The following is a 26,002-nucleotide window of genomic DNA, read 5'->3' as shown; positions in this document are numbered from 1 at the left end:
CGGGGCAGATGGGCGTGGTGGCGCTGGTGGCGGCCAACGCCTACGTGGTGTTCTTCAACGCCTCGTGGGGCCCGGTGATGTGGGTGATGCTGGGCGAGATGTTCCCCAACCAGATCCGCGGCTCGGGCCTGGCGGTGGCGGGCCTGGCGCAATGGGTGGCGAACTTCGTGATCACCTGGACGTTCCCGATGCTNCTGGCGGGCATCGGCCTGGCGGCGGCCTACGGGTTGTACGCGGCGGCGGCGTTCCTGTCGGTGTTCTTCGTGCTGCGGTTCGTGCGCGAGACCCGAGGCCGCGAACTGGAGCAGATGCAGGGATGAGCGGGCCGATGGGCGCCGGCCGCCTGTCAGTCCCGGGTTGCCGGCGGGGCCACCGAGTCCCGCCGGACCAGCTCGTGGGCGACCACGTGGTCGACGACCATGTGCACGTCCTTCTCGCGGCGGCTGATCGCGCGCACCAGGATGTCCATGGCCGAGTCGGCCATCGAGGCGATGGGCTGGCGCACGGTGCTCAGCTCCGGCCATACCGTGGTGGCGGCGGAGGTGTCGTCGTAGCCGACCACCGACAGGTCGCGTGGCACGTCCAGGCCGCGGCGGTGCGCGACCGAGACCACGGCGGCGGCCATGTCGTCGTTGCTGGCGAAGATCGCGGTCGGCGGCTTCTTGCGCGCCAGCAGCTTCTCCGCCGCCTCCAGCCCGGAGCGGTAGGTGAAGTAGCCTTGCTGGACCATGCCGGCGTCCAGGCTGATGCCGGCCGCGGCCAGCGCCGCCTGGAAACCCTCGAAGCGCCGCGCGCTGGCGGTCTGGTTGGGATGGCCCTTGATGAAGCCGATCCGGGTATGGCCCAGGCCCAGCAGGTACTCGGTGATCTCGCGGCTGGCGCGGAAATCGTCGATGCGCACGTGCGAGACGTCGTCGCCGAAGCGCGCCGAGGCCAGCGCCACCACCGGCACGTCGGCGCCGACCAGTTCCGAGACCACGGCCTTGGATTCGCACAGCGGCGGCGGCAGCAGCACGCCGGCGACGCTGCGCGCCAGGGTGCGGGCGGCGGCGCGCTCGGCCTCGGCGTTGAGGCCGTCCCAGCTGTCGACCACCAGCTGCACCGCGGTACGCGCGGCGCCGCGCAGGGCGCCGACCAGCAGCTCGCTGAGGTAGGCGCCGGACGGGTTGGTGTAGATCAGCGCGATCCGCGTGCCCTGCGCCGCGGCCAGCGAGCGCGCCGCCAGGTTCGGCGTGTAGCCCAGTTCGCGCACCGCGCGCATCACCTGCTCGCGGGTCTCCGGGCGCACGTTGGCGTTGCCGTTGATCACCCGCGACACGGTCATCGGCGAGACCTCGGCCGCCGCGGCCACCTCGTGGATGGTTACCGCGCGTCCCTTGCGGCGTGCGGACTTGCTGCTGGTGGCCAATGGCGTTCCCTCCCCATGGACTGCGGCCCTGCCGCGCTCTGTGGTTCCCGCCCGCGCCCGGCCCGGGTGCGGGCACGGGCCATGGCCCGCGACAACCGGAAGTAGAAGAGTGATATCGATAGCACGATCCGCGTCTGCAAAACATCCCGCGCGTCCCGGCCTGCTGGGGCTACTGGCGCTGCTGCTGACCTGGCTGCTGGCGCTGCCGGCCGCGGCCGAGGACGGCTATGACCTGTGGCTGCGCTACCGGCCACTGCCGGCGCCGGTGCTCAAGCAGTACCGCGACCAGGGCACGCAGCTGGTGGCCCCGGCGGACACCGCGACCCAGCGCGCCGCCCGTGACGAACTGGTGCGCGGCCTGTCCGGCCTGCTCGGGCGCGCGCCGGCGCTGGCCGCGCAGGCCCGGCGCGACGGCGCGATCGTGGTCGGCACCCCGGCCTCGCTGCCACAGCTGGCGGCGCTCCAGGGCGAACTGGAAGGCCTGGGCGAGGAGGGCTACCTGATCCGCAGCACCCGCATCGACGGGCGCGCGGCCACGGTGGTGGCGGCCAACACCGACATGGGCGCGCTGTACGGCAGTTTCCACCTGCTGCGCCTGGTGCAGACCGGGCAGCCGCTGGCCGGGCTGGACCTGCGCGAGGCGCCGAAGGTGAAGGTGCGCGTGCTCAACCACTGGGACAACCTGGACCGCTACGTCGAGCGCGGCTATGCCGGCGAATCGATCTGGGACTGGCACAAGCTGCCGGACTGGCTGGACCCGCGCTACACCGACTACGCCCGCGCCAATGCCTCGGTCGGCATCAACGGCACGGTGCTCAACAACGTCAATACCAGCGCGCTCGCATTGACACCGATGTACCTGGAGAAGGCGGCGGCCCTGGCCTCGGTGTTCCGCCCGTACGGCATCAAGGTCTACCTCAGCGCCCGCTTCAGCGCGCCGATCGAGATCGGCGGCCTTGCGACCGCCGATCCGCTGGATCCGGCCGTGCGCCAGTGGTGGAAGGACAAGGCCGACGAGATCTACCGCACCATCCCCGACTTCGGCGGCTTCCTGGTCAAGGCCAATTCCGAGGGCCAGCCCGGCCCGCAGGACTACGGCCGCAGCCATGCCGACGGCGCCAACATGCTGGCCGAGGCCCTGGCCCCGCACGGCGGCATCGTGATGTGGCGCGCGTTCGTGTACTCGCACGAGGAACCTGACGACCGCCACAAGCAGGCCTACAACGAGTTCGTGCCGCACGACGGGCGGTTCGCCGACAACGTACTGGTGCAGGTGAAGAACGGCGCGATCGACTTCCAGCCGCGCGAGCCGTTCCATCCGCTGTTCGGCGCCATGCCCAGGACGCCGCTGATGATGGAGTTCCAGATCACCAAGGAGTACCTGGGCTTCGCCACCCACCTGGTGTACCTGGGCCCGCTGTACGAGGAAGCGCTGCGCGCCGATACCCATGCGCGCGGCCCCGGTTCGACCGTGGCGAAGATCGTGGACGGCTCGCTGGAGGGGCACGCGCTGACCGGCATGGCCGGCGTGGCCAACATCGGCGTGGACCGCAACTGGAGCGGCTCGCACTTCGACCAGGCCAACTGGTACGTGTTCGGGCGCATGGCCTGGGACCCGCACGCCGGCGCCGAGGACATCGCCCGCGACTGGGCGCGCATGACCTTCTCCACCGACCCGGCCGTGGTCGAGCCGGTGGTGTCGATGATGATGGGCTCGCACCAGGCGGTGGTCGACTACATGACCCCGCTGGGCCTGCACCACCTGATGGGCCGCGGCCACCACTACGGCCCGGGTCCGTGGGTCGAGGGCGGTCCGCGCGCGGACTGGACCTCGGTCTACTACCACCGCGCCGACGCGCGCGGCATCGGCTTCGACCGCACCGCCAGCGGCAGCAACGCCGTGGGCCAGTACGCGCCGCCGGTGGCAGCGCAGTTCGGCAACCTCGACACCGTGCCGGAAGAGTTCCTGCTGTGGTTCCACCACGTGCCCTGGGACCACGGCATGGCCTCCGGCCGCAGCCTGTGGGACGAGCTGGTGCTGCGCTACGACCGCGGCGTGGACTACGTGCGCGGCATGCGCCGTACCTGGGCCGCGCTGGAGGGCAAGGTCGATACCGAGCGCCACCACCAGGTCGCGGTGTTCCTCGGCATCCAGGAAAAGGAAGCAAAGTGGTGGCGCGACGCCAGCATCGCCTACTTCCAGACCTTCTCGCAGCGCCCGCTGCCGGAAGGCGCGGCGCCGCCGCCGCACGACCTGGAGTACTACAAGTCCCTGCAGTTCCCGTACGCACCCGGAGACGGCAAGTGAGCCCAACCAAGCTGATCCATCTGGCCGCCGCGCTGGGCCTGGCCCTGGCGCCGCTGGCCCAGGCCCAGGCCCAGGACACCACCGCGCCGGCCGCCCCGCTGCTGCATTCGCTGTTCCAGGACCACGCCGTGCTGCAGCGCGACCAGCCGCTGCGGGTGTGGGGCCGCGCCGAGCCCGGCGAGCAGGTGAAGGTGGAGATCGCCGGCAAGCGCGCGCGCGTGCGCGCCGGCGCCGATGGTCACTGGGAAGCGAGCCTGCCGGCGCTCAAGGCCGGCGGCCCGTACGTGCTCACCGCCCAGGCCGGCCAGGCCCGCCAGGTGGTGTCGGACGTGATGGTCGGCGACGTGTGGCTGTGCTCGGGGCAGTCGAACATGGAGCTGCAGGTGTGGCGCTCGCTGGACGCGCGCGCCGAGATCGCCGGCGCCGGCAACGACCGCATCCGCCTGCTGACCGTGCCGCAGGTGGCGCAGGTGGAACCGCAGCGCGGGTTCAGCGAGCCGGTGGCGTGGAAGCCGGTGGATCCGGATTCCGTGCGCGACTTCTCCGCGGCCTGCTACTTCTTCGCCCGCGAGCTGCAGAAGACCGTAGACGTGCCCATGGGCCTGGTCAACGCCGCCTGGGGCGGCTCGCGCATCCAGGCCTGGACCAGCGCACGGCAGCTGCGCACCCTCGGCCGCTACGACGCCGAACTGGACGTGCTGGAGCGTTACGCGCGCGATCCGATGGAGGCGGTCGGGGCCTGGGGCGAGCTGTGGCAGGGCTGGTGGTCGGGCCGCCCGGGCGTGGCCGCCGACGACCGCCCATGGGCGCCGGGCACGCCGGCCGGGCAGTGGCGCCCGGCGCCTGCCCAGCTCGGCGCCTGGGAGAAGTGGGGCGTACCGGAACTGGAAGCCTTCGACGGCATGGTCTGGTACCGCACCACGGTGGAGCTGAGCGCCGAACAGGCCGCGCAGGACGCGGTGCTGGCACTGGGCCCGGCCGACGAGATCGACACCACCTGGGTCAACGGCCGCGCCGTCGGCAGCACCTACGGCGCCGGCGGCGGCCGCGAGTACCGCCTGCCGCCGGGACTGCTGCAGGCCGGCACCAACACCGTGGTGGTCAACGTGCTGGACACGTACCGCGACGGCGGCCTGGCCGGCCCGGCCGAGGCACACGCGCTGGTGCTGGCCGACGGCACCCGGGTGCCGCTGGCCGGCGGCTGGCAGTACCGCGTGGTCCCGCCGGAGCTGGGCACGCCGCCGCGCGCACCGTGGCAGAGCGCCGCCGGCCTGTCCACGCTGTACAACGGCATGATCGCCCCGCTGGGCGGCTATGGCCTGCGTGGCGCGCTGTGGTACCAGGGCGAGTCCAACACCTTCGAGCACGCCATCTACGCCGACCTGCTGCGCGCCCTGCGCAGCGACTGGCGCCGCCAGTTCGGCGCGAAGCTGCCGCTGATGATCGTGCAGCTGCCCAACTTCGGCACCCCGCCGACCGCTCCGGGCGAGAGCGACTGGGCGAACATGCGCCAGGCGCAGAAGCAGGTGGCGGACGAGGACCCGGGCACCGGCCTGGTGGTCACCATCGACATCGGCGACCGCTACGACATCCACCCCACCAACAAGCAGGAGCTCGGCCGCCGCCTGGCCCGCGCCATGCGCCATCTGGCCTACGGCGAGAAGCTGGCGCCGGCCGGCCCGGTGCCGGAGTCCGCCAGCCGCAACGGCGACGCCATCGTGGTGTCCTTCGCCCAGGTCAGCGGCAAGCTGGCCGCGTACGGTGCCGAAGGCCCGATCGGCTTCGAGGTCTGCGGCAGCGGACCCGGCTCCTGCCGCTGGGCCAGCGCCGAGCTGTGGAACAACCGCGTGACCCTGCGCGCCCCCCGTGCGCACGAGGCCACGCGCGTGCGCTACTGCTGGGCCGACAGCCCGGTATGCACCCTCTACGACCGCGACGGCGGCGGTCCCGGCCTGCCGGCCGGTCCCTTCGAAATCGCCGTTTCCCCCATGCCCTACGACGACCACGCACGATGAGCAGCCAGATCCCCACCGAAACCACCACCCACGGCTCGAAGAACGACCGCGAGATCGTCGATGCCAAGGTCATCGTCACCTGCCCGGGACGCAACTTCGTCACCCTGAAGGTCACCACCCGCTCGGGCGTGTACGGCCTGGGCGACGCCACCCTCAACGGCCGCGAGCTGGCCGTGGCCTCGTACCTGCAGGACCACGTGGTGCCCAACCTGATCGGCCGCGACGCCGGGCGCATCGAGGACATGTGGCAGTTCCTGTACCGCGGCGCGTACTGGCGCCGCGGCCCGGTCACGATGAGCGCGATCGCCGCGGTCGACGTGGCGCTGTGGGACATCCTCGGCAAGATGGCCGGGTTGCCGCTGTACCAGCTGCTGGGCGGGCGTTCGCGCGAGGGCGCGCTGGTGTACGGCCATGCCAACGGCCGCGACATCGCCGAGGCCTCCGACGCGGTGGGCCGCTTCATCGAGCAGGGCTTCCTCGCGGTGCGCGCGCAGTGCGGCGTGCCGGGCGTGAAGAAGGCCTACGGCGTGTCCTCCGGCCGCGCCTACGAGCCGGCCGAGAGCGAGCTGCCGGCCGAGACCGTGTGGAACACCCCGCGCTACCTGGAAGTGGCACCCAGGCTGTTCGAGCAGCTGCGCCGCGACCACGGCCCGGACGTGGAACTGCTGCACGACGTGCACCACCGCCTGACCCCGATCGAGGCCGCGCGCCTGGCCAAGTCGCTCGAGCCCTACCGCCTGTTCTGGCTGGAGGATTCCACCCCGGCCGAGAACCAGAAGTCGTTCGAGCTGATCCGCAAGCACTCGGTCACCCCGCTGGCGGTGGGCGAGGTGTTCAACTCGATCTGGGACTGCAAGCACCTGATCGAGAACCAGCTGATCGACTACATCCGCACCACCATCGTCCACGGCGGCGGCATCACCCACATCCGCCGCCTGGCCGACTTCGCCGCGCTGCACCAGGTGCGCACCGGCTTCCACGGCGCCACCGACCTGTCGCCGGTGACCATGGGCGCGGCCCTGCACTTCGACACCTGGGTTCCGAACTTCGGCATCCAGGAGTACATGTTCCACACCGACGAGACCGACGCGGTGTTCCCGCACGACTACGTGCTGCGCAACGGCCGCCTGTACGTGGGCGACACCCCGGGCATCGGCGTGGACATCGACGAGAAGCTGGCGGCGAAGTACCCGTATTCGCCCAAGCAGCTGCCGATCGCGCGCCTGGAAGACGGCTCGATGTGGGACTGGTAAGGCACACAGGACAAAAAGGGAGCAGACCATGAGCAAGCGCAGCGCCGGCCGTCCCGGCACCCCCCTCCGCCTGATCGCCGCGGCCGTGGCCGCGCTGGCGCTGTCCGCCTGCGGCGGGCGCCAGGCCGGACCGGAGGCCGGCGCCCGGGCGGCGGAAGCGGCACCGGCGTACTTCGACTGGTTCGAGTACACCGGCCGCGACGCTGCGTTCGAGGCGCCGCTCCCGGAGGGCAGCTTCCGCAACCCGGTGCTGGCCGGCTTCCACTCCGATCCCAGCATCACCGCGGCCAACGGCAAGTTCTACCTGGTGGCCTCGACCTTCGCCTTCTTCCCCGGCATCCCGGTGTTCGAGAGCGAGGACCTGGTGCACTGGAAGCAGGTCGGCAACGCGATCCACCGCCCCGGCCAGCTGGACTTCGACGGCCTGGGCATGTCGCGCGGCGTGTTCGCCCCGGCGATCGAGTACCACGACGGCACCTTCTACGTGGTCAATACCTCGGTGGACGCCGGCGGCAACTTCTTCGTCACCGCCAAGGACCCGGCCGGCCCGTGGTCGGACCCGGTGTGGCTGCCGACCATCGGCGGCATCGACCCGTCGCTGTTCTTCGATGACGACGGCAAGGTCTACATCCTCAACAACGACGAGCCGGAAGGCCCGGCGCGCTACGACGGCCACCGCGCGATCTGGCTGCAGGAGATCGACATCGCCAGCGGCAAGCCGTTCGGCCCGCGCAAGGTGCTGATCGACGGTGGGGTGAAGCCGGAGGAGAACCCGATCTGGATCGAGGGGCCGCACATCTACAAGGTCGACGGCTGGTACTACCTCAGCTGCGCCGAGGGCGGCACCGGCCCGCAGCACTCGCAGGTGGTGCTGCGCAGCCGCGACGTGTGGGGCCCGTACCAGCCGTACCCGGGCAACCCGATCCTGACCCAGCGCGAGCTCGATCCGGAGCGTCCGCTGCCGGTCACCAACGCCGGCCACGCCGACCTGGTCCAGGGCCCGGACGGCAGCTGGTGGGCCACCTTCCTGGCCAGCCGCAACTACGGCCGCGACCACTACAACACCGGACGCGAGGCGTTCCTGCTGCCGGTGCAGTGGAAGGACGGCTGGCCGCGGATCCTGGAGCCGAACAAGGAAATCCCGTACGTGCTGCCGGGGCCGTCATTCATGAAGAAGCCGGCCGACCAGGCGCCGATGAGCGGCAATTTCACCTGGCGCGACGAGTTCGACACGGTCGGGCTGGGCAAGGGCTGGATGACCCCGCGGGTGCCGAAGACGCAGTGGTACGACGGCAGCTCGCGCCCGGGCTGGCTGGCCATCCACCCGCTGCCCGAACGCCTGGACGCCAAGACCAACATGGCCTTCTACGCCCGCCGCCAGCAGCACCTGGTGTTCGAGGCCAGCACCGCGCTTGAGCTGCCGGCGCCGGGCGTGGCCGCCGGCCTGGCCGCGTTCCAGGGCGACGACCACTGGTACTTCCTTGGCGTGCGCCGCGGCGGCCAGGGCGCGGAGGTGTTCCTGGAGAAGAAGGCCGGCGGCGGGGTCGAGGTGGTGGCGCGCCAGCCGGCGTCCGTGGAAACGGAACTGCTGACCCTGCACATCGAGGGCAACGAGGGCCGCTACGGCTTCGGCTTCGATGCCGGCGACGGCCGCGGCGTGCAGTGGCTGGTGCGCGATGCCGACGGCACCATCCTCAGCACCGACGTGGCCGGTGGCTTCATCGGCGCCACCCTGGGCCCGCACGCGCGCCTGGAAACCGCGCGCTGAGGCCCCGTAGCACCCATCCCCGAACCTGAGAGGAGCGAGTCATGGACGCCAACAACGCAACCGCCCGCTACGCCCCCGCCCGCGGCCGCCTGCGCCGCCGCATGCTTGCCCGCGGCTGCGCGCTCGCCCTGCTGGCGGCGCTGCCCGGCGTCCAGGCCCAGCCCGACGAGGCGCGGCCGTGGCTGGACACCTCGCTGGGCTTCGAGGAGCGCGCCGCCGCGCTGGTCTCGCGGATGACGCTGGAGGAAAAGGCCGCGCAGATGCAGAACGACGCCCCGGCGATCGAGCGCCTGGGCGTGCCGCAGTACGACTGGTGGAACGAGGCCCTGCACGGCGTCGCCCGCGCCGGCGGGGCCACCGTGTTCCCGCAGGCCATCGGCATGGCGGCGAGCTTCGACGTGCCGCTGATGGACCAGGTGGCGGCGGCGATCAGCGACGAGGCCCGCGCCAAGCACCACGAGTTCCTGCGTAAGGGCGAGCGCGGCCGCTACCAGGGCCTGACCTTCTGGTCGCCCAACATCAACATCTTCCGCGACCCGCGCTGGGGCCGCGGCCAGGAGACCTACGGCGAGGATCCGTTCCTGACCGCGCGCATGGGCGTGTCCTTCGTGCGCGGCCTGCAGGGCATGGACCCGGAGACCGGGCAGCCGCTGGATCCGAAGTACCGCAAGCTCGACGCCACCGCCAAGCACTTCGCCGTGCACAGCGGCCCGGAGGCCGACCGGCACACCTTCGACGTGCATCCGACCAGGCAGGACCTGTACGACACCTACCTGCCGGCGTTCGAGGCCCTGGTGAAGGAAGCCGACGTTTACGCGGTGATGGGCGCCTACAACCGCGTCTACGGCGAGTCGGCCAGCGCCAGCCGCTTCCTGCTGCGCGACCTGCTGCGCCAGCAGTGGGGTTTCGACGGCTACGTGATGTCCGACTGCTGGGCGATCGTGGACATCTGGAAGAACCACAGGATCGTGGAGACGCCCGAGGAAGCGGCCGCGCTGGCGGTGAAGAACGGCACCGAACTGAACTGCGGCAGCACCTACGCCCAGAACCTGCCGGTGGCGGTGCGCAAGGGCCTGATCAGCGAGGCCGAACTGGACGACGCCCTGACCCGGCTGTTCGTGGCGCGCATGCAGCTGGGCATGTTCGACCCGCCGGAGCAGGTGCGCTGGGCGCAGATCCCGTACTCGGTGAACCAATCGGGCAAGCATGATGCGCTGGCGCGGAAGATGGCACAGGAATCGCTGGTGCTGCTGAAGAACGACGGCATCCTGCCGCTGCCGAAGGACATCCGCCGCCTGGCCGTGGTCGGCCCCACCGCCGACGACACCATGGCCCTGCTGGGCAACTACTACGGCACCCCGGCCGACCCGGTGACCATCCTGCGCGGCATCCAGGAGGCGGTGCCGGGCGTGGAGGTGGTGTACGCGCGCGGCGTGGACCTGGTCGAAGGCCGCGACGACCCGGCGGCGACCCCGCTGATCGAGCCGCAGTACCTGCGCCCGGCGCCGGGCTCCAACGAGCGCGGCCTGCGCGGCGAGTACTTCCGCAACAAGGACCTGTCCGGGCAGCCGGTGCTGGTGCGCGTGGACCCGCAGATCGCGTTCCGCTGGGACCGCGGCTCGCCCACCGACAACCTGATGGCCCGAGGCGAGGCCGGCCCGGACAACGCCGTGCCCAACGACGGCTTCAGCATCCGCTGGAGCGGGCAGCTGCTGCCACCGGTGAGCGGCCGCTACCGGATCGAGGCCGCGGCCAACGACGGCATGCGCCTGTACCTGGACGGCAAGCTGGTGCTGGACCACTGGGAGGACGCCGAGCGCCTGCGCGCCGACAGCGTGAGCCTGGACCTGGAAGGCGGTCGCGCCTACGACATCCGCCTGGAGTACTACGAGAACGAGCGCGACGCCGCGGTGCGGCTGGCCTGGGAGCGCCCCGGCGCGCAGCCGCCGTTCGAGCAGGCGCTGGAGGCGGCGCGCAGCGCCGACGCGGTGGTGTTCGTCGGCGGCCTGACCGGCGACGTGGAAGGCGAGGAGATGAAGGTCGACTACCCGGGCTTTGCCGGCGGCGACCGCACCGACATCCGCCTGCCTTCGACCCAGCAGAAGCTGCTGGAGGCGCTGCACGCCACCGGCAAGCCGGTGGTGGCGGTGCTGACCACCGGCTCGGCCCTGGGCATCGACTGGGCCAAGCAGAACCTGCCGGCGATCCTGCTGGCCTGGTACCCGGGCCAGCGCGGAGGCAACGCCGTGGCCGACGTGCTGTTCGGCGACTACAACCCGGCCGGGCGCCTGCCGGTGACCTTCTACAGCGCCGACGAGCAGCTGCCGCCGTTCGACGACTACTCGATGAAGGGCCGCACCTACCGTTACTTCACCGGCAAGCCGCTGTTCCCGTTCGGCCATGGCCTGTCCTACACGCGCTTCGGCTATTCGGCGCTGAAGCTGGATCGCAAGCGTGCTAGCGCGACCGACGAGGTCGCGGTCAGCGTCACAGTGAAGAACGAGGGCAAGCGCGCCGGCGACGAGGTGGTGCAGCTGTACCTGGCGCCGCTGCAGCCGCGGCGCGAGCGCGCGCTGAAGGAGCTGCGTGGCTTCCAGCGCGTGCACCTGCAGCCGGGCGAGTCGCGCACGGTCAGCTTCAGCATCGTGCCCGAGCGCGACCTGCGCGTGTACGACGAGGCCGCCGGCCGTTACGTGGTCGACCCGGGCCGCTACGAAGTGCAGGTCGGTGCCTCCAGCGCCGACATCCGCATGCGCGCGCCGCTGGAGGTGGTCGCGCGCTGATGGCTCGTGCCCGCCGCCTGTTCTCTCCGCTGGCGGCGGGCGCCAGGCGGCCGGGCCGGCTTCCCTGCCGGGACCGGCCCCGCCGCCCCCCTTTCCCCGCGCATGGCCCGGCCATGCGCGTTCCCCTCCCCACCGGCAAGCAGATGAGTTCCACCCACACCCCACGCCTTTCCAGCGCCGCGCTAGCGCGGCTCCCGGCCGGCATCGCCGTCCCCGCCTACGACCGCGCCGCCACCCGCATCGGCATCGTCCACTTCGGTCCCGGCGCCTTCCATCGCGCCCACCAGGCGGTGTATCTGGACGACCTGCTGGCCTTGGATCCGGCGTGGGCGATCAGCGCGGTGTCGTTGCACAGCGCCAGCGTGCGCGATGCGCTGGCGCCGCAGGACGGCCTGTACACCCTGGTGTTGCTGGGCGAACAGCCGGCGCTGCGGGTGGTCGGTTCGATCCGCGAGGTGTTGTGCGCGCCGCAGCAGCGCGAGGCGGTGGCCGCGCGCCTGGCCGATCCCGACGTGCGCCTGGTGACCCTGACCATCACCGAGAAGGGCTATTGCCTGTCCGCCGACGGCGTGGATGCCGCGCATCCGGACATCGCCCACGACCTCGCCAACCCGCAGGCGCCCGTGTCCGCCATCGGCTGGCTGGTCGAGGGCCTGCGCCTGCGCCGCGCGCGCGGCCTGCCGGCCTATACCGTGCTCAGCTGCGACAACCTGGCCGACAACGGCGGCCGCCTGCGCCGCGCGGTGTTCGATTACGCCGGTCGCGTCGATGCGGAGCTGGCGGAGTGGATCGCACGCGAGGTCGCCTTCCCGCGCTCGATGGTCGACAGCATCACCCCGGCCACCGACGACGGTGTGCGCGCGCAGGTGCAGTCCGCGCTGGGCGTGGCCGACGCCTGGCCGGTGCAGCGCGAGCCGTACACGCAGTGGGTGGTGGAGGACGATTTCCGCAACGGCCGCCCGCCGCTGGAACGCGCCGGCGTGGTGATGAGCGGCGACATCGCCGGCTACGACCGCGCCAAGCTGCGCCTGCTCAACGCCCCGCATTCGGCGCTGGCCTACCTCGGTTCGCTGATGGAGCTGGAAAGCGTGGCCGAGGCCATGCGCGATCCGGTGCTGGCGGGCTTCGTCGAGCGGCTGATGCGCCAGGACATCGTGCCTTCGCTGCAGCGGCCGGAGGGCTTCGATCCGGAGGCCTATGTTGGCGCCATCCTCGCGCGCTTCCGCAACCCGGCCATCCGCCACCTGCTGGCGCAGATCGCCTGGGACGGCTCGCAGAAGATCCCGGTGCGCCTGCTGGGCACCATCGCCGATGCGCTGGCCGCCGGCCGGCCGATCGACCGCCTGTGCCTGCCGGTGGCCGGCTGGCTGCAGTTCGTGCGCCGCCAGGCGGCCCGCGATGTGGCGATCGTCGATCCGCTGGCGGAGACGCTGGCGCAGATCGGCAAGGCATGCACGGGCGATGTTGCCCGGGACGTGAACGCGTTCCTCGCGCTGGACGGCGTGTTCGGTACGCTGGCGGGCGACGCGCGTTTCGCCGCCGTGCTGGGCGAGGCCTACGCCGCGCTCGATCCGGCCACGCCGGAAGCGGTGCGCCTGGCGCTGGCGGCAGCCTAGCCGGATCCGCTCCCCCCAACCGTCGAACAGTGGAGTGCCCATGACCGCAAGCCTTACCCGCCACGCCACCGCCGACGGCCCCCGCTGGGCCCTGGACGGCCGCTACCTGCCCGCGGGCTTCAGCCTCGCCGCCTGGCTGGCGTTGCCGGCGCCGGCGGCGCAGGCGGCGCTGCACGATGCCGCCACCGGCGAAGCCGCCGACGGCCCGCTGCTGGCGCCGATCGAGGATGCCCAGGAAGCCTGGGCCAGCGGCGTCACCTACCTCAGCAGCCGCATGGCGCGCGAGGCCGAGTCGCAAAGCGCGGACGTGTACCAGAAGGTCTACGCCGCGCCGCGTCCGGAACTGTTCTTCAAGGCCGCCGGCTGGCGTACCGTCGGCCATGGCCAGCCGATCCGGGTGCGCGGCGACAGCCACTGGAACGTGCCCGAGCCGGAACTGGTGCTGCTGCTCGACGCGGACGGCGCGATCCGCGGCTACAGCGTGGGCAACGACGTGTCCTCGCGCAGCATCGAGGGCGAGAACCCGCTGTACCTGCCGCAGGCCAAGGTCTACGACGGTTCCTGCGCGATCGGCCCGGCGCTCCGCCTGTGCCCGGCCGCGGCCATGACCGACCTGGCGATCGGCCTGCAGATCCTGCGCGGCGGCGCGGTCGCCTTCTCCGGCCAGACCCGCACCTCGCAGATCAAGCGCGGCCTGGACGAGCTGGCCGGCTACCTGTTCCGCGAACTGTCCTTCCCGTTCGGCGCCTTCCTGTTCACCGGCACCGGCATCGTGCCGGACGAATCCTTCACCCTGCAGTCCGGCGACGTGGTACGCATCGAGATCGACGGCCTGGTCCTGGAGAACCCCGTGCAATGAGCAAGTCCAACCTGCAACCCATCCTGCTCGACGGCCGCTGGGTCGCGGCCAACGCGCCCACCGGCAGCTTCCGTGCCTTCGACCCCTCGCAGAAGCTTGAGATCGACAGCCACGACTTCCCCGTCTCCGGCTGGGAAGACCTCGACGCCATGCTCGAAGCCGGCAAGCGCGCCGCGGCCGAACTGGCGCGCCTGCCCGGCGAGCGCATCGCCCAGTTCCTGGAGGCTTTCGCCGCCGGGATCGAGGCGCGCGCCGAGGCGCTGATCGAGTCCGCGCACCGCGAGACCGGCCTGCCGGTGGAGCCGCGCCTGCGCAAGGCCGAGCTGCCGCGCACCACCGGCCAGCTGCGCCAGGCCGCGCAGGCCGCGCGCGACGGCAGCTGGGCGCGGCCAACCATCGACACCGCCAACAACCTGCGCTCCATGCATGCCCCGCTCGGCGGCCCGGTGGTGGTGTTCGGCCCCAACAACTTCCCGTTCGCGTTCAACGGCGTGTCCGGCGGCGACTTCGCCGCGGCCATTGCCGCGGGCAACCCGGTGATCGCCAAGGCGCATCCGGCGCATCCGCATACCTCGCTGCTGCTGGCCCAGGCCGCGGCCGAGGCGGTGCAGGCCAGCGGCCTGCCCTCGGGCACGGTGCAGATGTTCTTCCACACCTCCAACGAGCTGGGCCTGCGCCTGGTCACCGACCCGCGCACCGCGGCCATTGCCTTCACCGGCAGCCGCCCGGCGGGCATGGCGATCAAGGCCGCGGCCGATGCCGCGGGCAAGCCGGCCTACCTGGAGATGTCCTCGGTCAACCCGGTGTTCATCCTCGCCGGCGCCCTGCGCGAGCGCGGTGCGGCGATCGCCGCCGAACTGGCCAGCTCCTGCGCCATGGGTGCCGGCCAGTTCTGCACCCGCCCGGGCATCGCCGTGCTGCCGCCGGGCGAGCACACCGACGCCTTCGTCCAGGAACTGCAGCGGCTGACCGCGGCCACGCCGGCCGGCGTGCTGCTGACCCCGCGCGCGCCGGAAGCCGTGGCCGAGGCGGTGGCCGCGCTGCGCGCCGCCGGCGCCGAACTGCTGGCCGGCGGCGGCATCGCCGAGGAAGCGGCCGGCTACGCCTTCCAGCCGACCCTGCTGCGGGTATCCGGCAAGCGCTTCCTCGAGGCGCCGCACGAGCTGCAGAACGAGGCCTTCGGCCAGGTTTGCCTGCTGGTGCTGGCCGAGTCGGAAGAGCAGATGCTGCAGGTCGCGCATGCGCTGGAGGGCAACCTGACCGGTACCATCTACAGCGACACCGCCGGCTCGGACGATGCGCAGTACGACGTGATCGCGCCGGTGCTGCGCACCCGCGTCGGCCGCCTGATCAACGACCGCATGCCCACCGGCGTGGCGGTGTCGCCGGCGCAGAACCACGGCGGCCCGTATCCGGCCACCGGCCACCCGGCGTTCACCGCGGTCGGCATCCCGGCCTCGCTGCTGCGCTTCTCCGCGTTGCACAGCTACGACAACGTGCGCCCGCACCGGCTGCCGCCGGCGCTGCGCGATGCCAATCCCACCGGCACCCTGTGGCGCCTGGTGGACGGCAAGTGGACCACCGCCGACGCATGAGGTGAACGATGCAGGCTGATGCCCTCGACGCGATCCTCGGCGACGGAACCGCCCTGGCGGAAACCCGTACCTCCGGCGAGGGTCCGCCCGGGCGCCTGCCGATCGACGACGCGATGCTGCGCCAGGCGCCCAGCGGGCACCTGTTCGGCATGACCCAGAATGCCGGCATGGGCTGGCGCGCCAGCGAGATCGCGCGCGATCCGTACCTGATCGTCAGCACCCAGGGTGGCCTGCGTGCCGGGGACGGCCAGCCGGTCGCGCTCGGCCTGCATACCGGCCACTGGGAGATCGACCGCCTGGTGCGCGCGGCCGCGGAGACGTTCGCGGCCAACGGCGGCCTGCCGTTCTCGGTGATGTGCTCGGATCCGTGCGACGGCCGCACCCAGGGCACGACCGGCATGTTCGACAGCCTGCCGTACCGCAATGACGCGGCGATGACCATGCGCCGCCTGGTGCGCTCGCTGCCCACGCGTCGCGGCGTGCTGGGCATCGCCACCTGCGACAAGGGCCTGCCGGCAATGATGCTGGCCCTGGCCGGCTGCGGCGACCTGCCCGGCGTGATCGTGCCCGGCGGCGTGACCCTGCCGGCGCGCGGGGCCGAGGACACGGCCAAGGTGCAGACCATCGGCGCGCGCTATGCCCATGGGCTGATCGACCTGGAACACGCCGCGGCCATGGGCTGCCGCGCCTGCGGCTCGCCGGGTGGCGGCTGCCAGTTCCTCGGTACCGCCGCGACCTCGCAGGTGATCGCCGAGGCGCTGGGCATGGCCCTGCCACACAGCGCGCTGGCGCCTTCCGGCGAGCCGGTATGGCTGGACATGGCGCGACGCTCGGCGCTGGCCCTGGTGCGGCTGGCCCAGGCCGGCACGCCGCTGTCGGCCATCCTCACCCGCAAGGCGGTGGAGAACGCGCTGGTCGTGCATGCCGCGTTCGGTGGTTCCACCAACCTGCTGCTGCACGTGCCGGCGATCGCGCGTGCCGCCGGACTTGCCGCACCCACGGTGGCCGACTGGACCGCGGCCAATCGCGCCACGCCGCGCCTGGTCGACGCGCTGCCCAACGGCCCGCGCCACCATCCCACGGTGCAGGTGTTCATGGCCGGCGGCGTGCCCGAGGTGATGCTGCACCTGCGCGACATGGGACTGCTGCACCTGGACATCCCCACGGTCAGCGGCCGCACGGTCGGCGAGAACCTGGAATGGTGGGAGCACAGCCAGGCACGCCGCATCGCGCGGCAGCGGCTGCGCGAGCTGGATGGCGTCGATCCCGGCAACGTGATCATGGGCCCGGATGCGGCCCGCGCCGCCGGGTTGACATCTGCACTGGTGTTCCCGGTCGGCAACCTCGCGCCGGATGGCTCGGTGATCAAGGCCACCTCGATCGATCCTTCCGTGGTCGACGCGGACAACGTCTACCGCCACACCGGCAGGGCGCGGGTGTTCGCCAGCGAGCACGAGGCCATCGCCGCGATCAAGGCCAGGGGCGAGGGCGCGGTGGTGGCCGGTGACGTCGTCGTGCTGGCCGGCTGCGGTCCGGCGGGTACCGGGATGGAGGAGACCTACCAGCTCACCTCCGCGCTCAAGTACCTGCCCTGGGGCAAGCACGTGCCGGTGCTGACCGATGCGCGTTTCTCCGGCGTTTCCACCGGCGCCTGCATCGGCCATGTTGGGCCGGAGGCGCTGGCCGGCGGACCGATCGGCCGGCTGCGCGATGGCGACCTGGTGCGGATCGTGATCGACCGCAACACGCTGCAGGGGAGCATCGACTTCATCGGCACCGACCAGGCGAACGCGCTGTCGCCGGAGGAAGGCGCGAAGGTGCTGGCCTCGCGCCCGGTGCATCCGGCCATCGCCCCGCATCCGAAGCTGCCGGCCGACACCCGGCTATGGGCCGCGCTGCAGGAAGCCAGCGGCGGGACCTGGGGCGGTTGCGTCTACGACGTGGACGCCATCGTCGAGACCCTGCGCGCCGGCCGCGAGGCGCTGGCGCAGCGCCGCGCGGCAACGGAGGGCTGATCCCGCGCGCCCGCACGAACCGATCGCGCCGGCCATGGCCGGACGTCGTACTACTCACTCCCGGGGAGTTGCTGGATGGCCACGTTCCTCATCATCGCCGCCGCCATCGCGCTGCAGATCCTGCTCACCGCGCGCAAGCTGAGCCCGTTCCTGTCGCTGCTGGTGGTGGCGATCCCGATGGGCCTGGCCCTGGGCATCGCGCCGCAGGACCTGGTCAGGACCATCGATGCCGGCGTCGGCAGCACGCTGGCCGGGCTGGCGCTGGTGATCGTGCTCGGCGCGATCCTGGGCAAGGTGCTGGAGGAAAGCGGCGCGGCGGAAAAGATCGCCACCACCCTGATCGGCGCCTTCGGCGAGCGCAACATCCAGTGGGCGCTGCTGCTGACCGGCTTCCTGGTCGGCATCCCGCTGTACTTCAATGCCGGCTTCATCATCCTGGTGCCGCTGGTCTTCTCGCTGGCGCGACGCACCGGCCTGCCGATCCTGCTGCTGGCCATCCCCACCGTGGCCTCGCTGAGCACCACCCACTGCTTCCTGCCGCCACATCCGGGACCGGTGGTGCTGGTGAATGCCTTCGGCGCGGACATGGGCCGCACCCTGCTGTACGGCCTGGTGATGGCCGTGCCGGCGGTAGTGATCGCCGGTCCCTGGCTTTCGCGCCGGCTGAAATCCATCAACCCGCCGCTGCCGGACCTGTTCAACGGTCCGGAAGATGGTGCGCGCGGCGAGCTGCCGGGCGCGCCATGCTCGTTCCTGATCGCGCTGTCGCCGGTGCTGCTGATCAGCGTCTCGGTGGTTGCCGACGGCCTGCTGCCGGAAGGCCTGGTGCGCACCGCGCTGCTGTTCCTTGGAAACCCGACCGTGGCCCTGCTGCTGTCGACCCTCCTGGCGTTCTGGTTCCTGGGCCATCGCCGCGGCGTGGGCCTGGAGACGCAGACGCGCTGGCTCAATGCCGCCATCGGCGGCATCGCCGTGATCCTGCTGATCATCACCGCCGGCGGCGTGTTCAAGCAGGTGCTGGTCGACAGCGGGGTGGGCGCGACCATCGCCGCCCTGGCCGGGCAGTGGCAGATGCCACCGCTGCTGTTCGCCTGGCTGGCCACCGCGCTGCTGCGGGTGATGATCGGCTCCTCGACCGTGGCGGTGATCACCGCCACCGGCGTGGTGGGTCCGCTGGTGGAGAGCACCGGCGTGTCGCCGGAACTGATGGTGCTGGCGGTGGGCGCCGGCAGCGTGTTCGGCTCCCACGTCAACGACTCGGCCTTCTGGATGTTCAAGGAGTTCTTCGGCCTGTCCATGGCCCAGACTTTCCGCTCGTGGACGGTGATGGAATCCACCATCTCCGTGGTTGGCCTGGCCGGCGTGCTGCTGCTGGACCTGGCGCTGTAGCCCGCGCCGGCTACAGCATCATCTCCACCTCGAAGCATTCGCCGGGCGCGGGCAGGCGGCCCTCGCTCCAGAACCGATCCAGCGCCGGACGGACCACGTCGATCGGGGTCGAGGCCCCGCGCCGGCGGCCAAAGCGGGCCAGGTTCCCCGCCTGCAGTTCCAGCATGCGCACGTCCTGGTCGTTGACCTTCTTCAGCAGTGGCCAGGCCAGCAGCCGGATCGCCCAGGCCGGGGCACGCCGGCCTTCCACGTGCAGTCCCACGAACACTTCGGTCGATCCGGCGTCGCGCGGGCTGAAGTGCAGGTCGAACAGGATCCGGCTGCCGTTGGCGTAGCGGTACTCCAGGCGCGCGCTGCCGGGGGCGGCGAACCATGCGCGCTCCATCGTGCGCTCGGACTCGAACAGCCGGTAAAGCAGCCCGGACTGCTTCGGCGTGCCGCGGTAGTCGACGGTGAAGCCTTCGCTGGTGGCCTGGAAACGGGCCCGTGCCGCCACCCTCCGGCTTTCCACCCGGACCAGGCCGGGATGGACGAAGTGGGTGTGCATCGGATCCAGGAAGTTCTCCATGGCATCGAGCACGTGCGCTTTCCAGGTGGTGCGCCACTGGAAGCGGCGCGTGGCCGGGTCCGTGCCGCGGACCAGCTCCGGCGGCGCAGGCTCGCCTTCCGTGCCAGGGCGCAGCCACAGGAAGCCGTCGCATTCGACCACCGGGAAGCTGCGTACCTTCACGCCAGGCAGCGGGGCGTGCGCGGGCAGGCCGGGCAGGTGGCGCAACCTGCCTTCGCGGTCGAACGACCAGCCGTGGTACGGACAGCGCAGCTGGCCATCGGCGACGCAGCCGGCCGACAGCGGCACGTGCCGGTGCGGGCAGCGGTCCTCCAGTGCGATCCAGCCGTCGCCGGCGCGGGCCAGGGCGATATGGGTGTCGAGCAGGGTCACGGCCAGCGGCCGCTCGCCCACCTCGCCGGTGCGTGCCACCGCATACCAGTGGCGGTACAGGTCCGGATGCCAGGTCAAAGTGCGAATCTCCGCAACAGGGGCGCACCGAGCCGGCAGCTGGCGGCCGAGAGCAGGTCCAGGGCGCGCTGCGCGCGCGCCGGCAGGTGGCGGGCGTAGACCGCGCTGTACTCGATCGCCGGGCGCCCGCCGCGCAGGCGCTTGAACCCGGCTGCACCGGCACTGAGGTTGACCTCCAGCCCGCGCGCGGCGGCATGCCGGTAGACGTTGATCGCGGCCAGGCGGTAGAGGCCCAGTTCCCGCGGCAGGCCGGTGTCGTAGCCCAGTATCGGCGTGGTCACCACGCGGCCGTGGCCGAACACCCCGGCGATCGCCTGCAGCCGGCCTTCCCCGTCGCGGTGGCCGTGGAAGTGCAGCAGGCCGGCGCGGTGCCAGGCGCGCAGGAAGCCTTCGCCGTACACCGGGTTGAAGCGCGAGTACTTGCCCACGTAGAGCTGGTCTCGCTGCTGCTGCGCCTGGACGCGCTGAAGATCATCGACTACCGGCCGCCGCACCGGATCCGCAAGCTGACCGCGCGCAACTTCACCTGGAGGCGCAACGGCCCGGTGCACGGCTTCTTCCTGGAGCGGATCCTGCCGGAGTTCTTCGCCGCGCCGTTCGCGGAGCCGGAGGACGGCTTCCACTTCCTTGCCGGCATGCTGTCCGACGGCTCCATGCGCTACATCGCCGCGGAGATGGAGAAGCTGGCGCGCGAGTTCGACACCCTCGCCCGCCACGATTCGCAGCTGCCGCTGGCGGCGCGCAACGGCTGCAGCGCGGTGCTGGCCCTGCGCAAGTGGGAGTACTCGGAGTTCACCCGGATCCGGCGCTGAGCTCCCGCCCCGCGCGCGGCCGGTGCGCATGCCTGCCACGGCCGCGCGCGCCGGCTCCTCAGGCGACTGGCGCCGGCAGCATGGCTTCGCCCGGCAGCCCCGCGGCGGCCTGCTCCGCCCCGGCCGCCGACAGGTGCCGCAGCAGCCGCGACAGGGAGATCACGTCCTGGCGGTTGTGCGCCAGCACCCGCCGCAGCAGCCCGGCGCCGCCGCCGCGCAGGTAGCCCAGCCAGGCGGCGGGCGCCTCCGAGCCGGGCAGGTCGTCCTCGCGCACCACCTTCAGTACCTGGCGTTCGATCGTCGCCAGCCGGCAGTTCTCGTACACGCCGCGGTAGCGGCGGCGGGTGGGGTAGAGCAGGTCGACGTGGCGCAGCCCGGCGAACGGGTGCGCGCGTCGCGCCAGGCGGTAGCGGGTGGCCAGCAGCGGCGCGTCGTAGCACTTGCCGTTGTAGCTGCACAGCACCGTGCGCGGGCCGACCCAGCCGGCCAGCACGTCCAGCATCGCGGCCTCGGCGGACGTGCTGGCGATGGTCAGCTGGCGGATGCGCAGCTGGCCGTGGTGCCAGTCCGCCGCGCCGACCATGAAGGCGCGCGTGCCGGTGCCGCCGGCCAGGCCGGTGGTCTCGGTATCGAAGAACAGCAGGTCCGCCGGATCTATCGGCTCGCCGCGGTCGAAGCGGCCGTCGAAGGCCTGCGGCAGCGGCTCGTCGTGCAACCGTTCCTCGACCAGGTACAGGCCTGGCGCGATCTGCTCGCCGGGCAGCTGGCGGTCGCCACTGGCCGGCGTGGCCTGCGGCCGCGCGCGTACCCGCAGCAGGCTGCGCAGCTGGTCCAGGTCGGGGCTGGCCGCCGCGCCGGGCGTGGCCGGGGGCGTCGCCCGGCGCGGCGTGCTGGCTCCGGCCTGGCACTTGAGCTGCTGCAGTTTCGCCAGCGACAGGCTCATGCCGCCTCCAGCGCGCCGAGCACGCGCAGCGCCAGCGCCTTGGGCGTGGTCTCCTCGTCCTCCTGCGCGGCCAGCACCGGGCCGACGCAGGCCGGGCAGCCGGCACGGCAGTCGCAGCGTTCGACCAGTTCGCGTGCGCGCACCACCAGTTCGCGCTGGCGCTTCCACAGCGGCTCGCTCTGGCCCATGCCGCCGGGGTAGTTGTCGTAGAGGTAGACGGTGGGCACGAAGCTGTCGTGGCGGTCGGGATCGACCATGCTGCCGTCCAGTGCACGCAGCTGGCCGCGGCCGCGGCCGTCGCCGCTGGCGAACCAGGCGCCGTCGCCGCTGCCGACCGCCTTCTGCAGGTCGGCCGATTCGGCCATCACCGCGACCTTGGCGACCACGTGCAGGGCGTAGCCGGCGCCGAGGAAGCCGTCCAGCGCGTCCTGGCGGCTGGCGAAGCGCGCCTCCAGCTCGGCCTGTGGCAGCTGCCACCACAGCGCCGAGGTGTGCAGCTCCTGGTCCGGCAGGTTCACCGGGCCATAGCCGATGTTCTCGTGGGTGTAGTAGCGGATCTTCTTGTAGCCGGACACGCGCCTCACCACGTGCACCTCGCCGTGGTGGCAGGTGCCGGCGCCGGCAATCACGCCGTCGAAGCGCTCCAGCACCTTGAGCCTGGTGTAGTCGATCGCATCGGTGTAGTAGTCGACGTGGGTGCGGGTGACGTAGGCCTTGCGGCCCTCCCAGTCCAGCCGCTCCACCTGGTAGGGCACCGACTGCACCATGTGGATCGCGCCCTCGTAGAGCATCAGCGGCGCGGAGCTGAAATCGACCTCGGCGATGATCACCTGGCGGCCATCGGTGCGGTCGACCACCACGAAGTTGCCGTCGGCCACCGAGCGCAGGCTCACCGCGTTGGCCGGGTAGCTGTCGGCGATCCACTCCCAGCGCCCGCCTTCCGGATGCACCACGCCGTCCTCGGCCAGCAGCTGCAGGTACACCTCCGGCTCCACGCTGCCGAAGCGCTCGCCCTGCAGGAACGGCAGCTCGAACGCGGCGCAGCGGATGTGGTCGAGCAGGATCACCGGCTGGTCGGGGGCGATGCGGGCGTGCTCCGGCGGCGCGGCGGAGAAGAATTCCGGATGCCGCACCATGTACTGGTCCAGCGGGTCGGAGCTGGCCACCATCACCCCCAGCGAGGCCTGCCGGCGACGGCCGGCGCGGCCGAAGCGCTGCCAGGTCGCGGCCACCGAGCCCGGGTAGCCGTTGAGCACCACCAGGTCCAGGCTGCCGATGTCCACGCCCAGTTCCAGCGCCGAGGTCGAGACGATGCAATCGATGCGCCCGGCGCGCATGGCCTGCTCGGCCTCGCGCCGCTCGGTGGGCAGGTAGCCGCCGCGGTAGGCGCGCACCCGCGCCGGCTTGCGCGGATCGCTGTCGAACACGTCCTTCAGGTACTTGGTCAGCACCTCGACCATGGTCCGCGAACGCGCGAACACCAGGGTCTTGAGCCCGGCCTTGAGCGCGGCGCGCGCGATGCGGGTGGACTGCGAACGCGCCGAGGCGCGCAGGCCCAGGTCCGGGTTGACCACCGGCGGGTTCCACAGCAGCACGTGGCGGTCGCCGCTGGGCGCGCCGGATTCGGTGATCGCATGGACCTCGTCCTCCAGCAGCGCCTCGGCGTGTTCCTTCGGGTTGCCGATGGTGGCCGAGCACAGGATGAACTGCGGCTTCGTGCCGTAGAACGCGCACACGCGCTTCAGCCGCCGCAGCACGTTGGCCAGGTGCGAGCCGAACACGCCGCGGTAGCTGTGGATCTCGTCGATCACCACGTACTCCAGGCCCTCGAAGAACTGCGCCCACTTGGTGTGGTGCGGCAGGATCCCCTGGTGGAGCATGTCCGGGTTGGAGACCACGATGTCGCCGTTGAGGCGGATCGCCTGGCGCTGGTCGCCCGGGGTGTCGCCGTCGAAGGTGGCCGGCTTCAGGCCCAGGTCGCCGGCGCGGTTGAGCTCCAGCAACTCGGCCACCTGGTCCTGCGCCAGGGCCTTGGTCGGGAACAGGTACAGCGCCTTGGCCTTGCGCGTCATCACCGCGCTGACCACCGGCAGGGTGTAGCACAACGACTTGCCCGAGGCGGTCGGCGTGGCCAGCACCACGTGGCCGCCGCCGGCCACCGCCTCCCAGGCCTCGGCCTGGTGCGAATAGAGCTGTTCGACGCCGCGCGCACGCAGGGCCGCGGCCAGGCGCGGCGGGAGCTCCCGCGGCAGCGGTGCGTAGCGGCCCTCGCGCCCGGGCTGGACGAAGTGGCCGGTGACCCGGCCCTGGTACTTGCCGGCCAGGCGCAGGGCGAAGCTGGCGCCGTCGGGTCCGGGCACGGGCAGGGCGGGGCGGTCGAACGCGGTCAGGGGGGCTAGTTCGGGCATGGCGGCTCCAGCGTGGAGCGCGGGGTTGTACGCGGCTGCCGTCTCAATCCGTGCGACGCGGCGGCGGCCGACCTGTCCGCTTCAGGCTGGCGCACACCGCCGGGCCGCGGCACCATCGGCCGCGGGTAGACCCAAGGGGGGGAGATGCATGCGCAAGTCCATGTGCGCGCTGGCCGCGCTGGTGCTGGGCCTGGCCTGCGGCGGCGCCCGCGCCGACACCTGGCGCTGCTTCAACGACGTGGAGGTGACCTGCCTGGAGGATGGCTGCAGCGCCGCCAACAAGGGCGAGTTCACCCCCATGGACCTGGCCTTCGCCAGCGATGGCGGCCTGTCGCTGTGCGCCTACACCGGCTGCTGGGACGGCACCGGGCGGGTGCTGGCGACCTCGCCGTTCCTGGTGATCGCCGCGCGCCGGCTGCCGTGGTCCGATCCCCATGGCGGACCGGACCGCGAGCGCGACATCCTCGTGGCCTTCGATCCGGCCGACCGCATCGCCGTGGTCAAGGCCGGGGGCTGGGCGCATCCGCTGCGCTGCCAGCCCGGGCAGGCCGGCGGGGAAGGCTGAGCGCGGCGCCTACCTGCCCTGCGGCACCCGCAGCACCGCCTCCAACGCCGGCTTGGGCTGGCGCTGGCGGTCGAACAGCAGCGGGTAGTTGGTGCGGCCGGGGATCGGGTAGCCGTTCTTCCAGGACATGTCGTCGGCGATGCCCCACACCGCCACCCGCGCCAGCTTGTCGCGCTTGCGGTGGAACAGCGCGAACAGCTCGGCGTAACGGTCGGCCAGCTGGCGCTGCACTTCGTCCGGCAGTCCTTCGCGGTACGGGTCGAGGAAGCGCTTGAACTCGGGCAGCTGGAACTGCGGGTGCAGCATGCACTGGCCGATGATCTGGCCTTCCTTCGTCAGCGGCAGCACGTCCACGTCCAGCTCGGTGACCATCACCTTGACCCCGGCGGCGTGGTAGGCGTCGATGGCAGCCTCGATCTCGGTGAGCGAGGGGTAGTTGAGGCCCCAGTGGCCCTGGATGCCGACGCCGTCGATGCGGATGCCGTGCTCCTGCAGCATCCTGACCATGCGCACGATGCCGTCGCGCTTTTCCGGGCGCCAGGCGTTGAAGTCGTTGTAGTAGAGCTCGGCGTCGGGCGCGGCCTCGGCGGCGAAGCGGAAGGCGTCGCGCAGCAGGGCGTCGCCGTCGCCGCCGTAGGCGCGGGTCCACAGCGTGTCGCGGTACTGGCCGTCCTCGCCGATCTGTTCGTTGACCACGTCCCAGGCCTGCACCTTGCCGGCATAGCGGCCGGCCACGGTATGGATGTAGTCGCGCATGCGCTCGCGCATCACGGCCGGTCCGGCGGGCGCGCCGTCGTCGTCCTGGAAGAACCAGGCCGGCGTCTGGTTGTGCCAGACCAGGGTGTGGCCGACCATGAACAGGCCGTGGCGCTGGCCGAACTCGACGAAGGCGTCGGCGTCGGCGAAGTCCCAGGTGCCGGGCTCGGGATGCAGTTCCTCGGCCTTCATCGCGTTCTCCGCGGTGATGGCGTTGAAGTGCAGGGGCACCAGCGCCTGCGCGCGCGCATCCTTGCCCGAAACCATGTCCGCATTCATCGCGGTGCCGACGAGGAAGGCGTCGGCGTACACATCCTTGAGCGCCTGTGGCGGCGGGGCGGCGAGGGCGGTGGACGCGGCCGCCAGCACCGCGGCGGCGAGGACGTGGAAGGCGTTGCGCTTGTTCATGGGATCTCCGTCGAAGGGGGATGCGCAGGCGTCGGTGCGGCGGCGGGATATCACTACCTTGGGTCGCGGCCGGCCGCAACGGG

The 26,002-nt window shown here is 71.9% G+C and carries 18 protein-coding genes and 1 pseudogene; 13 read left to right on the top strand and 6 right to left on the bottom strand.

The annotated features are described in order from the left end of the window. On the top strand, positions 1 to 320 hold a 320-nt coding region (locus tag PSEJ31_RS0108850), incomplete at its 5' end, for an MFS transporter (RefSeq protein WP_156924940.1). 26 nt (positions 321 to 346) lie between these two features. On the opposite strand, the gene PSEJ31_RS0108845 is transcribed toward PSEJ31_RS0108850, so the two are convergent. Then, on the bottom strand, positions 347 to 1,408 hold the full coding sequence (locus PSEJ31_RS0108845) for a LacI family DNA-binding transcriptional regulator (RefSeq protein ID WP_019397601.1): 1,062 nt from the start codon (positions 1,406 to 1,408) through the stop codon (positions 347 to 349). 160 nt (positions 1,409 to 1,568) lie between these two features. Here PSEJ31_RS0108845 and PSEJ31_RS0108840 point away from each other — a divergent pair, with 160 nt between their 5' ends. The 10 genes from PSEJ31_RS0108840 (at position 1,569) to PSEJ31_RS0108795 (ending at position 19,009) form a co-directional block, all read left to right on the top strand. Next, positions 1,569 to 3,716: an alpha-glucuronidase family glycosyl hydrolase gene (locus tag PSEJ31_RS0108840; protein WP_051403705.1), complete on the top strand. Its 2,148-nt coding sequence runs from the start codon at positions 1,569 to 1,571 to the stop codon at positions 3,714 to 3,716. After that, entirely contained in the window at positions 3,713 to 5,731 is a 2,019-nt protein-coding gene (locus PSEJ31_RS0108835; protein WP_028915252.1) for a sialate O-acetylesterase, read from the top strand. Before PSEJ31_RS0108840 ends, PSEJ31_RS0108835 begins: the two co-directional genes overlap by 4 nt. Then, positions 5,728 to 6,984, top strand: a complete 1,257-nt coding sequence (manD, locus tag PSEJ31_RS0108830; protein ID WP_019397604.1) for a D-mannonate dehydratase ManD — start codon at positions 5,728 to 5,730, stop codon at positions 6,982 to 6,984. Before PSEJ31_RS0108835 ends, manD begins: the two co-directional genes overlap by 4 nt. A 28-nt stretch (positions 6,985 to 7,012) precedes the next feature. Beyond that, positions 7,013 to 8,752 (top strand): glycoside hydrolase family 43 protein, encoded by a 1,740-nt coding sequence (locus PSEJ31_RS0108825; RefSeq protein ID WP_019397605.1) that lies wholly within the window; start codon positions 7,013 to 7,015, stop codon positions 8,750 to 8,752. 41 nt (positions 8,753 to 8,793) lie between these two features. Further along, complete coding sequence (locus PSEJ31_RS0108820; protein WP_028915251.1) at positions 8,794 to 11,535, top strand: glycoside hydrolase family 3 protein; 2,742 nt, start codon at positions 8,794 to 8,796, stop codon at positions 11,533 to 11,535. 143 nt (positions 11,536 to 11,678) lie between these two features. Then, positions 11,679 to 13,151 (top strand): mannitol dehydrogenase family protein, encoded by a 1,473-nt coding sequence (locus PSEJ31_RS0108815; protein WP_028915250.1) that lies wholly within the window; start codon positions 11,679 to 11,681, stop codon positions 13,149 to 13,151. Between the two features lie 40 nt (positions 13,152 to 13,191). Beyond that, positions 13,192 to 14,010 (top strand): fumarylacetoacetate hydrolase family protein, encoded by an 819-nt coding sequence (locus tag PSEJ31_RS0108810; protein ID WP_019397921.1) that lies wholly within the window; start codon positions 13,192 to 13,194, stop codon positions 14,008 to 14,010. Next, positions 14,007 to 15,605 (top strand): aldehyde dehydrogenase family protein, encoded by a 1,599-nt coding sequence (locus tag PSEJ31_RS0108805; RefSeq protein ID WP_019397920.1) that lies wholly within the window; start codon positions 14,007 to 14,009, stop codon positions 15,603 to 15,605. Before PSEJ31_RS0108810 ends, PSEJ31_RS0108805 begins: the two co-directional genes overlap by 4 nt. A gap of 8 nt (positions 15,606 to 15,613) precedes the next feature. Then, positions 15,614 to 17,620, top strand: a complete 2,007-nt coding sequence (locus tag PSEJ31_RS0108800) for a YjhG/YagF family D-xylonate dehydratase (RefSeq protein ID WP_028915249.1) — start codon at positions 15,614 to 15,616, stop codon at positions 17,618 to 17,620. 75 nt (positions 17,621 to 17,695) lie between these two features. Then, the gene (locus PSEJ31_RS0108795) at positions 17,696 to 19,009 is read left to right on the top strand and encodes a gluconate:H+ symporter (protein WP_028915248.1); all 1,314 of its coding nucleotides are present in this window, start codon (positions 17,696 to 17,698) and stop codon (positions 19,007 to 19,009) included. Between the two features lie 10 nt (positions 19,010 to 19,019). Here PSEJ31_RS0108795 and PSEJ31_RS15900 read toward each other — a convergent pair whose 3' ends face one another. Together PSEJ31_RS15900 and PSEJ31_RS15895 are read right to left on the bottom strand one after the other, a co-directional pair. Continuing rightward, positions 19,020 to 20,027 (bottom strand): aromatic ring-hydroxylating dioxygenase subunit alpha, encoded by a 1,008-nt coding sequence (locus PSEJ31_RS15900; protein WP_028915247.1) that lies wholly within the window; start codon positions 20,025 to 20,027, stop codon positions 19,020 to 19,022. Next, a complete protein-coding gene (locus tag PSEJ31_RS15895) occupies positions 20,024 to 20,455 on the bottom strand; it encodes a hypothetical protein (protein WP_147209077.1) in 432 nt (143 codons plus the stop codon). Before PSEJ31_RS15895 ends, PSEJ31_RS15900 begins: the two co-directional genes overlap by 4 nt. Here PSEJ31_RS15895 and PSEJ31_RS15890 point away from each other — a divergent pair. Beyond that, positions 20,396 to 20,839: a hypothetical protein gene (locus PSEJ31_RS15890; RefSeq protein ID WP_186828176.1), complete on the top strand. Its 444-nt coding sequence runs from the start codon at positions 20,396 to 20,398 to the stop codon at positions 20,837 to 20,839. The two genes, PSEJ31_RS15895 and PSEJ31_RS15890, sit on opposite strands and share 60 nt — an antisense overlap. Positions 20,840 to 20,897: 58 nt before the next feature. On the opposite strand, the pseudogene PSEJ31_RS0108775 reads toward PSEJ31_RS15890, so the two are convergent. Together PSEJ31_RS0108775 and PSEJ31_RS0108770 are read right to left on the bottom strand one after the other, a co-directional pair. Next, positions 20,898 to 21,677 (bottom strand): annotated as a pseudogene (locus tag PSEJ31_RS0108775) (ribonuclease H-like domain-containing protein); the annotation flags it as partial. A 101-nt stretch (positions 21,678 to 21,778) separates the two neighbouring features. After that, positions 21,779 to 24,190 (bottom strand): DEAD/DEAH box helicase, encoded by a 2,412-nt coding sequence (locus tag PSEJ31_RS0108770; RefSeq protein WP_028915246.1) that lies wholly within the window; start codon positions 24,188 to 24,190, stop codon positions 21,779 to 21,781. A gap of 148 nt (positions 24,191 to 24,338) precedes the next feature. Between PSEJ31_RS0108770 and PSEJ31_RS0108765 the strand changes: the two genes are divergently transcribed. After that, complete coding sequence (locus tag PSEJ31_RS0108765) at positions 24,339 to 24,755, top strand: hypothetical protein (protein ID WP_019397913.1); 417 nt, start codon at positions 24,339 to 24,341, stop codon at positions 24,753 to 24,755. A gap of 9 nt (positions 24,756 to 24,764) precedes the next feature. On the opposite strand, the gene PSEJ31_RS0108760 is transcribed toward PSEJ31_RS0108765, so the two are convergent. After that, a complete protein-coding gene (locus PSEJ31_RS0108760) occupies positions 24,765 to 25,919 on the bottom strand; it encodes an endo-1,4-beta-xylanase (protein WP_028915245.1) in 1,155 nt (384 codons plus the stop codon). Positions 25,920 to 26,002: the final 83 nt, after the last annotated feature.

Origin of the sequence: Pseudoxanthomonas sp. J31 (assembly GCF_000510725.1) — a bacterium.
Taxonomy (GTDB): Bacteria; Pseudomonadota; Gammaproteobacteria; order Xanthomonadales; family Xanthomonadaceae; genus Pseudoxanthomonas.
The sequence above is the reverse complement of the archived record's forward strand: the minus strand, read 5'-3'. Positions and strand labels throughout refer to the sequence as shown.

What these genes read in the sequence shown, in the direction of transcription:
- manD (WP_019397604.1), top strand. Translation starts at nt 5,728, where the DNA reads ATGAGCAGCCAGATCCCCACCGAAACCACCACCCACGGCTCGAAGAAC.
- PSEJ31_RS0108825 (WP_019397605.1), top strand. Translation starts at nt 7,013, where the DNA reads ATGAGCAAGCGCAGCGCCGGCCGTCCCGGCACCCCCCTCCGCCTGATC.
- PSEJ31_RS0108820 (WP_028915251.1), top strand. Translation starts at nt 8,794, where the DNA reads ATGGACGCCAACAACGCAACCGCCCGCTACGCCCCCGCCCGCGGCCGC.
- PSEJ31_RS0108815 (WP_028915250.1), top strand. Translation starts at nt 11,679, where the DNA reads ATGAGTTCCACCCACACCCCACGCCTTTCCAGCGCCGCGCTAGCGCGG.
- PSEJ31_RS0108810 (WP_019397921.1), top strand. Translation starts at nt 13,192, where the DNA reads ATGACCGCAAGCCTTACCCGCCACGCCACCGCCGACGGCCCCCGCTGG.
- PSEJ31_RS0108805 (WP_019397920.1), top strand. Translation starts at nt 14,007, where the DNA reads ATGAGCAAGTCCAACCTGCAACCCATCCTGCTCGACGGCCGCTGGGTC.
- PSEJ31_RS0108800 (WP_028915249.1), top strand. Translation starts at nt 15,614, where the DNA reads ATGCAGGCTGATGCCCTCGACGCGATCCTCGGCGACGGAACCGCCCTG.
- PSEJ31_RS0108795 (WP_028915248.1), top strand. Translation starts at nt 17,696, where the DNA reads ATGGCCACGTTCCTCATCATCGCCGCCGCCATCGCGCTGCAGATCCTG.
- PSEJ31_RS0108770 (WP_028915246.1), bottom strand. Translation starts at nt 24,190, where the DNA reads ATGCCCGAACTAGCCCCCCTGACCGCGTTCGACCGCCCCGCCCTGCCC.
- PSEJ31_RS0108765 (WP_019397913.1), top strand. Translation starts at nt 24,339, where the DNA reads ATGCGCAAGTCCATGTGCGCGCTGGCCGCGCTGGTGCTGGGCCTGGCC.
- PSEJ31_RS0108760 (WP_028915245.1), bottom strand. Translation starts at nt 25,919, where the DNA reads ATGAACAAGCGCAACGCCTTCCACGTCCTCGCCGCCGCGGTGCTGGCG.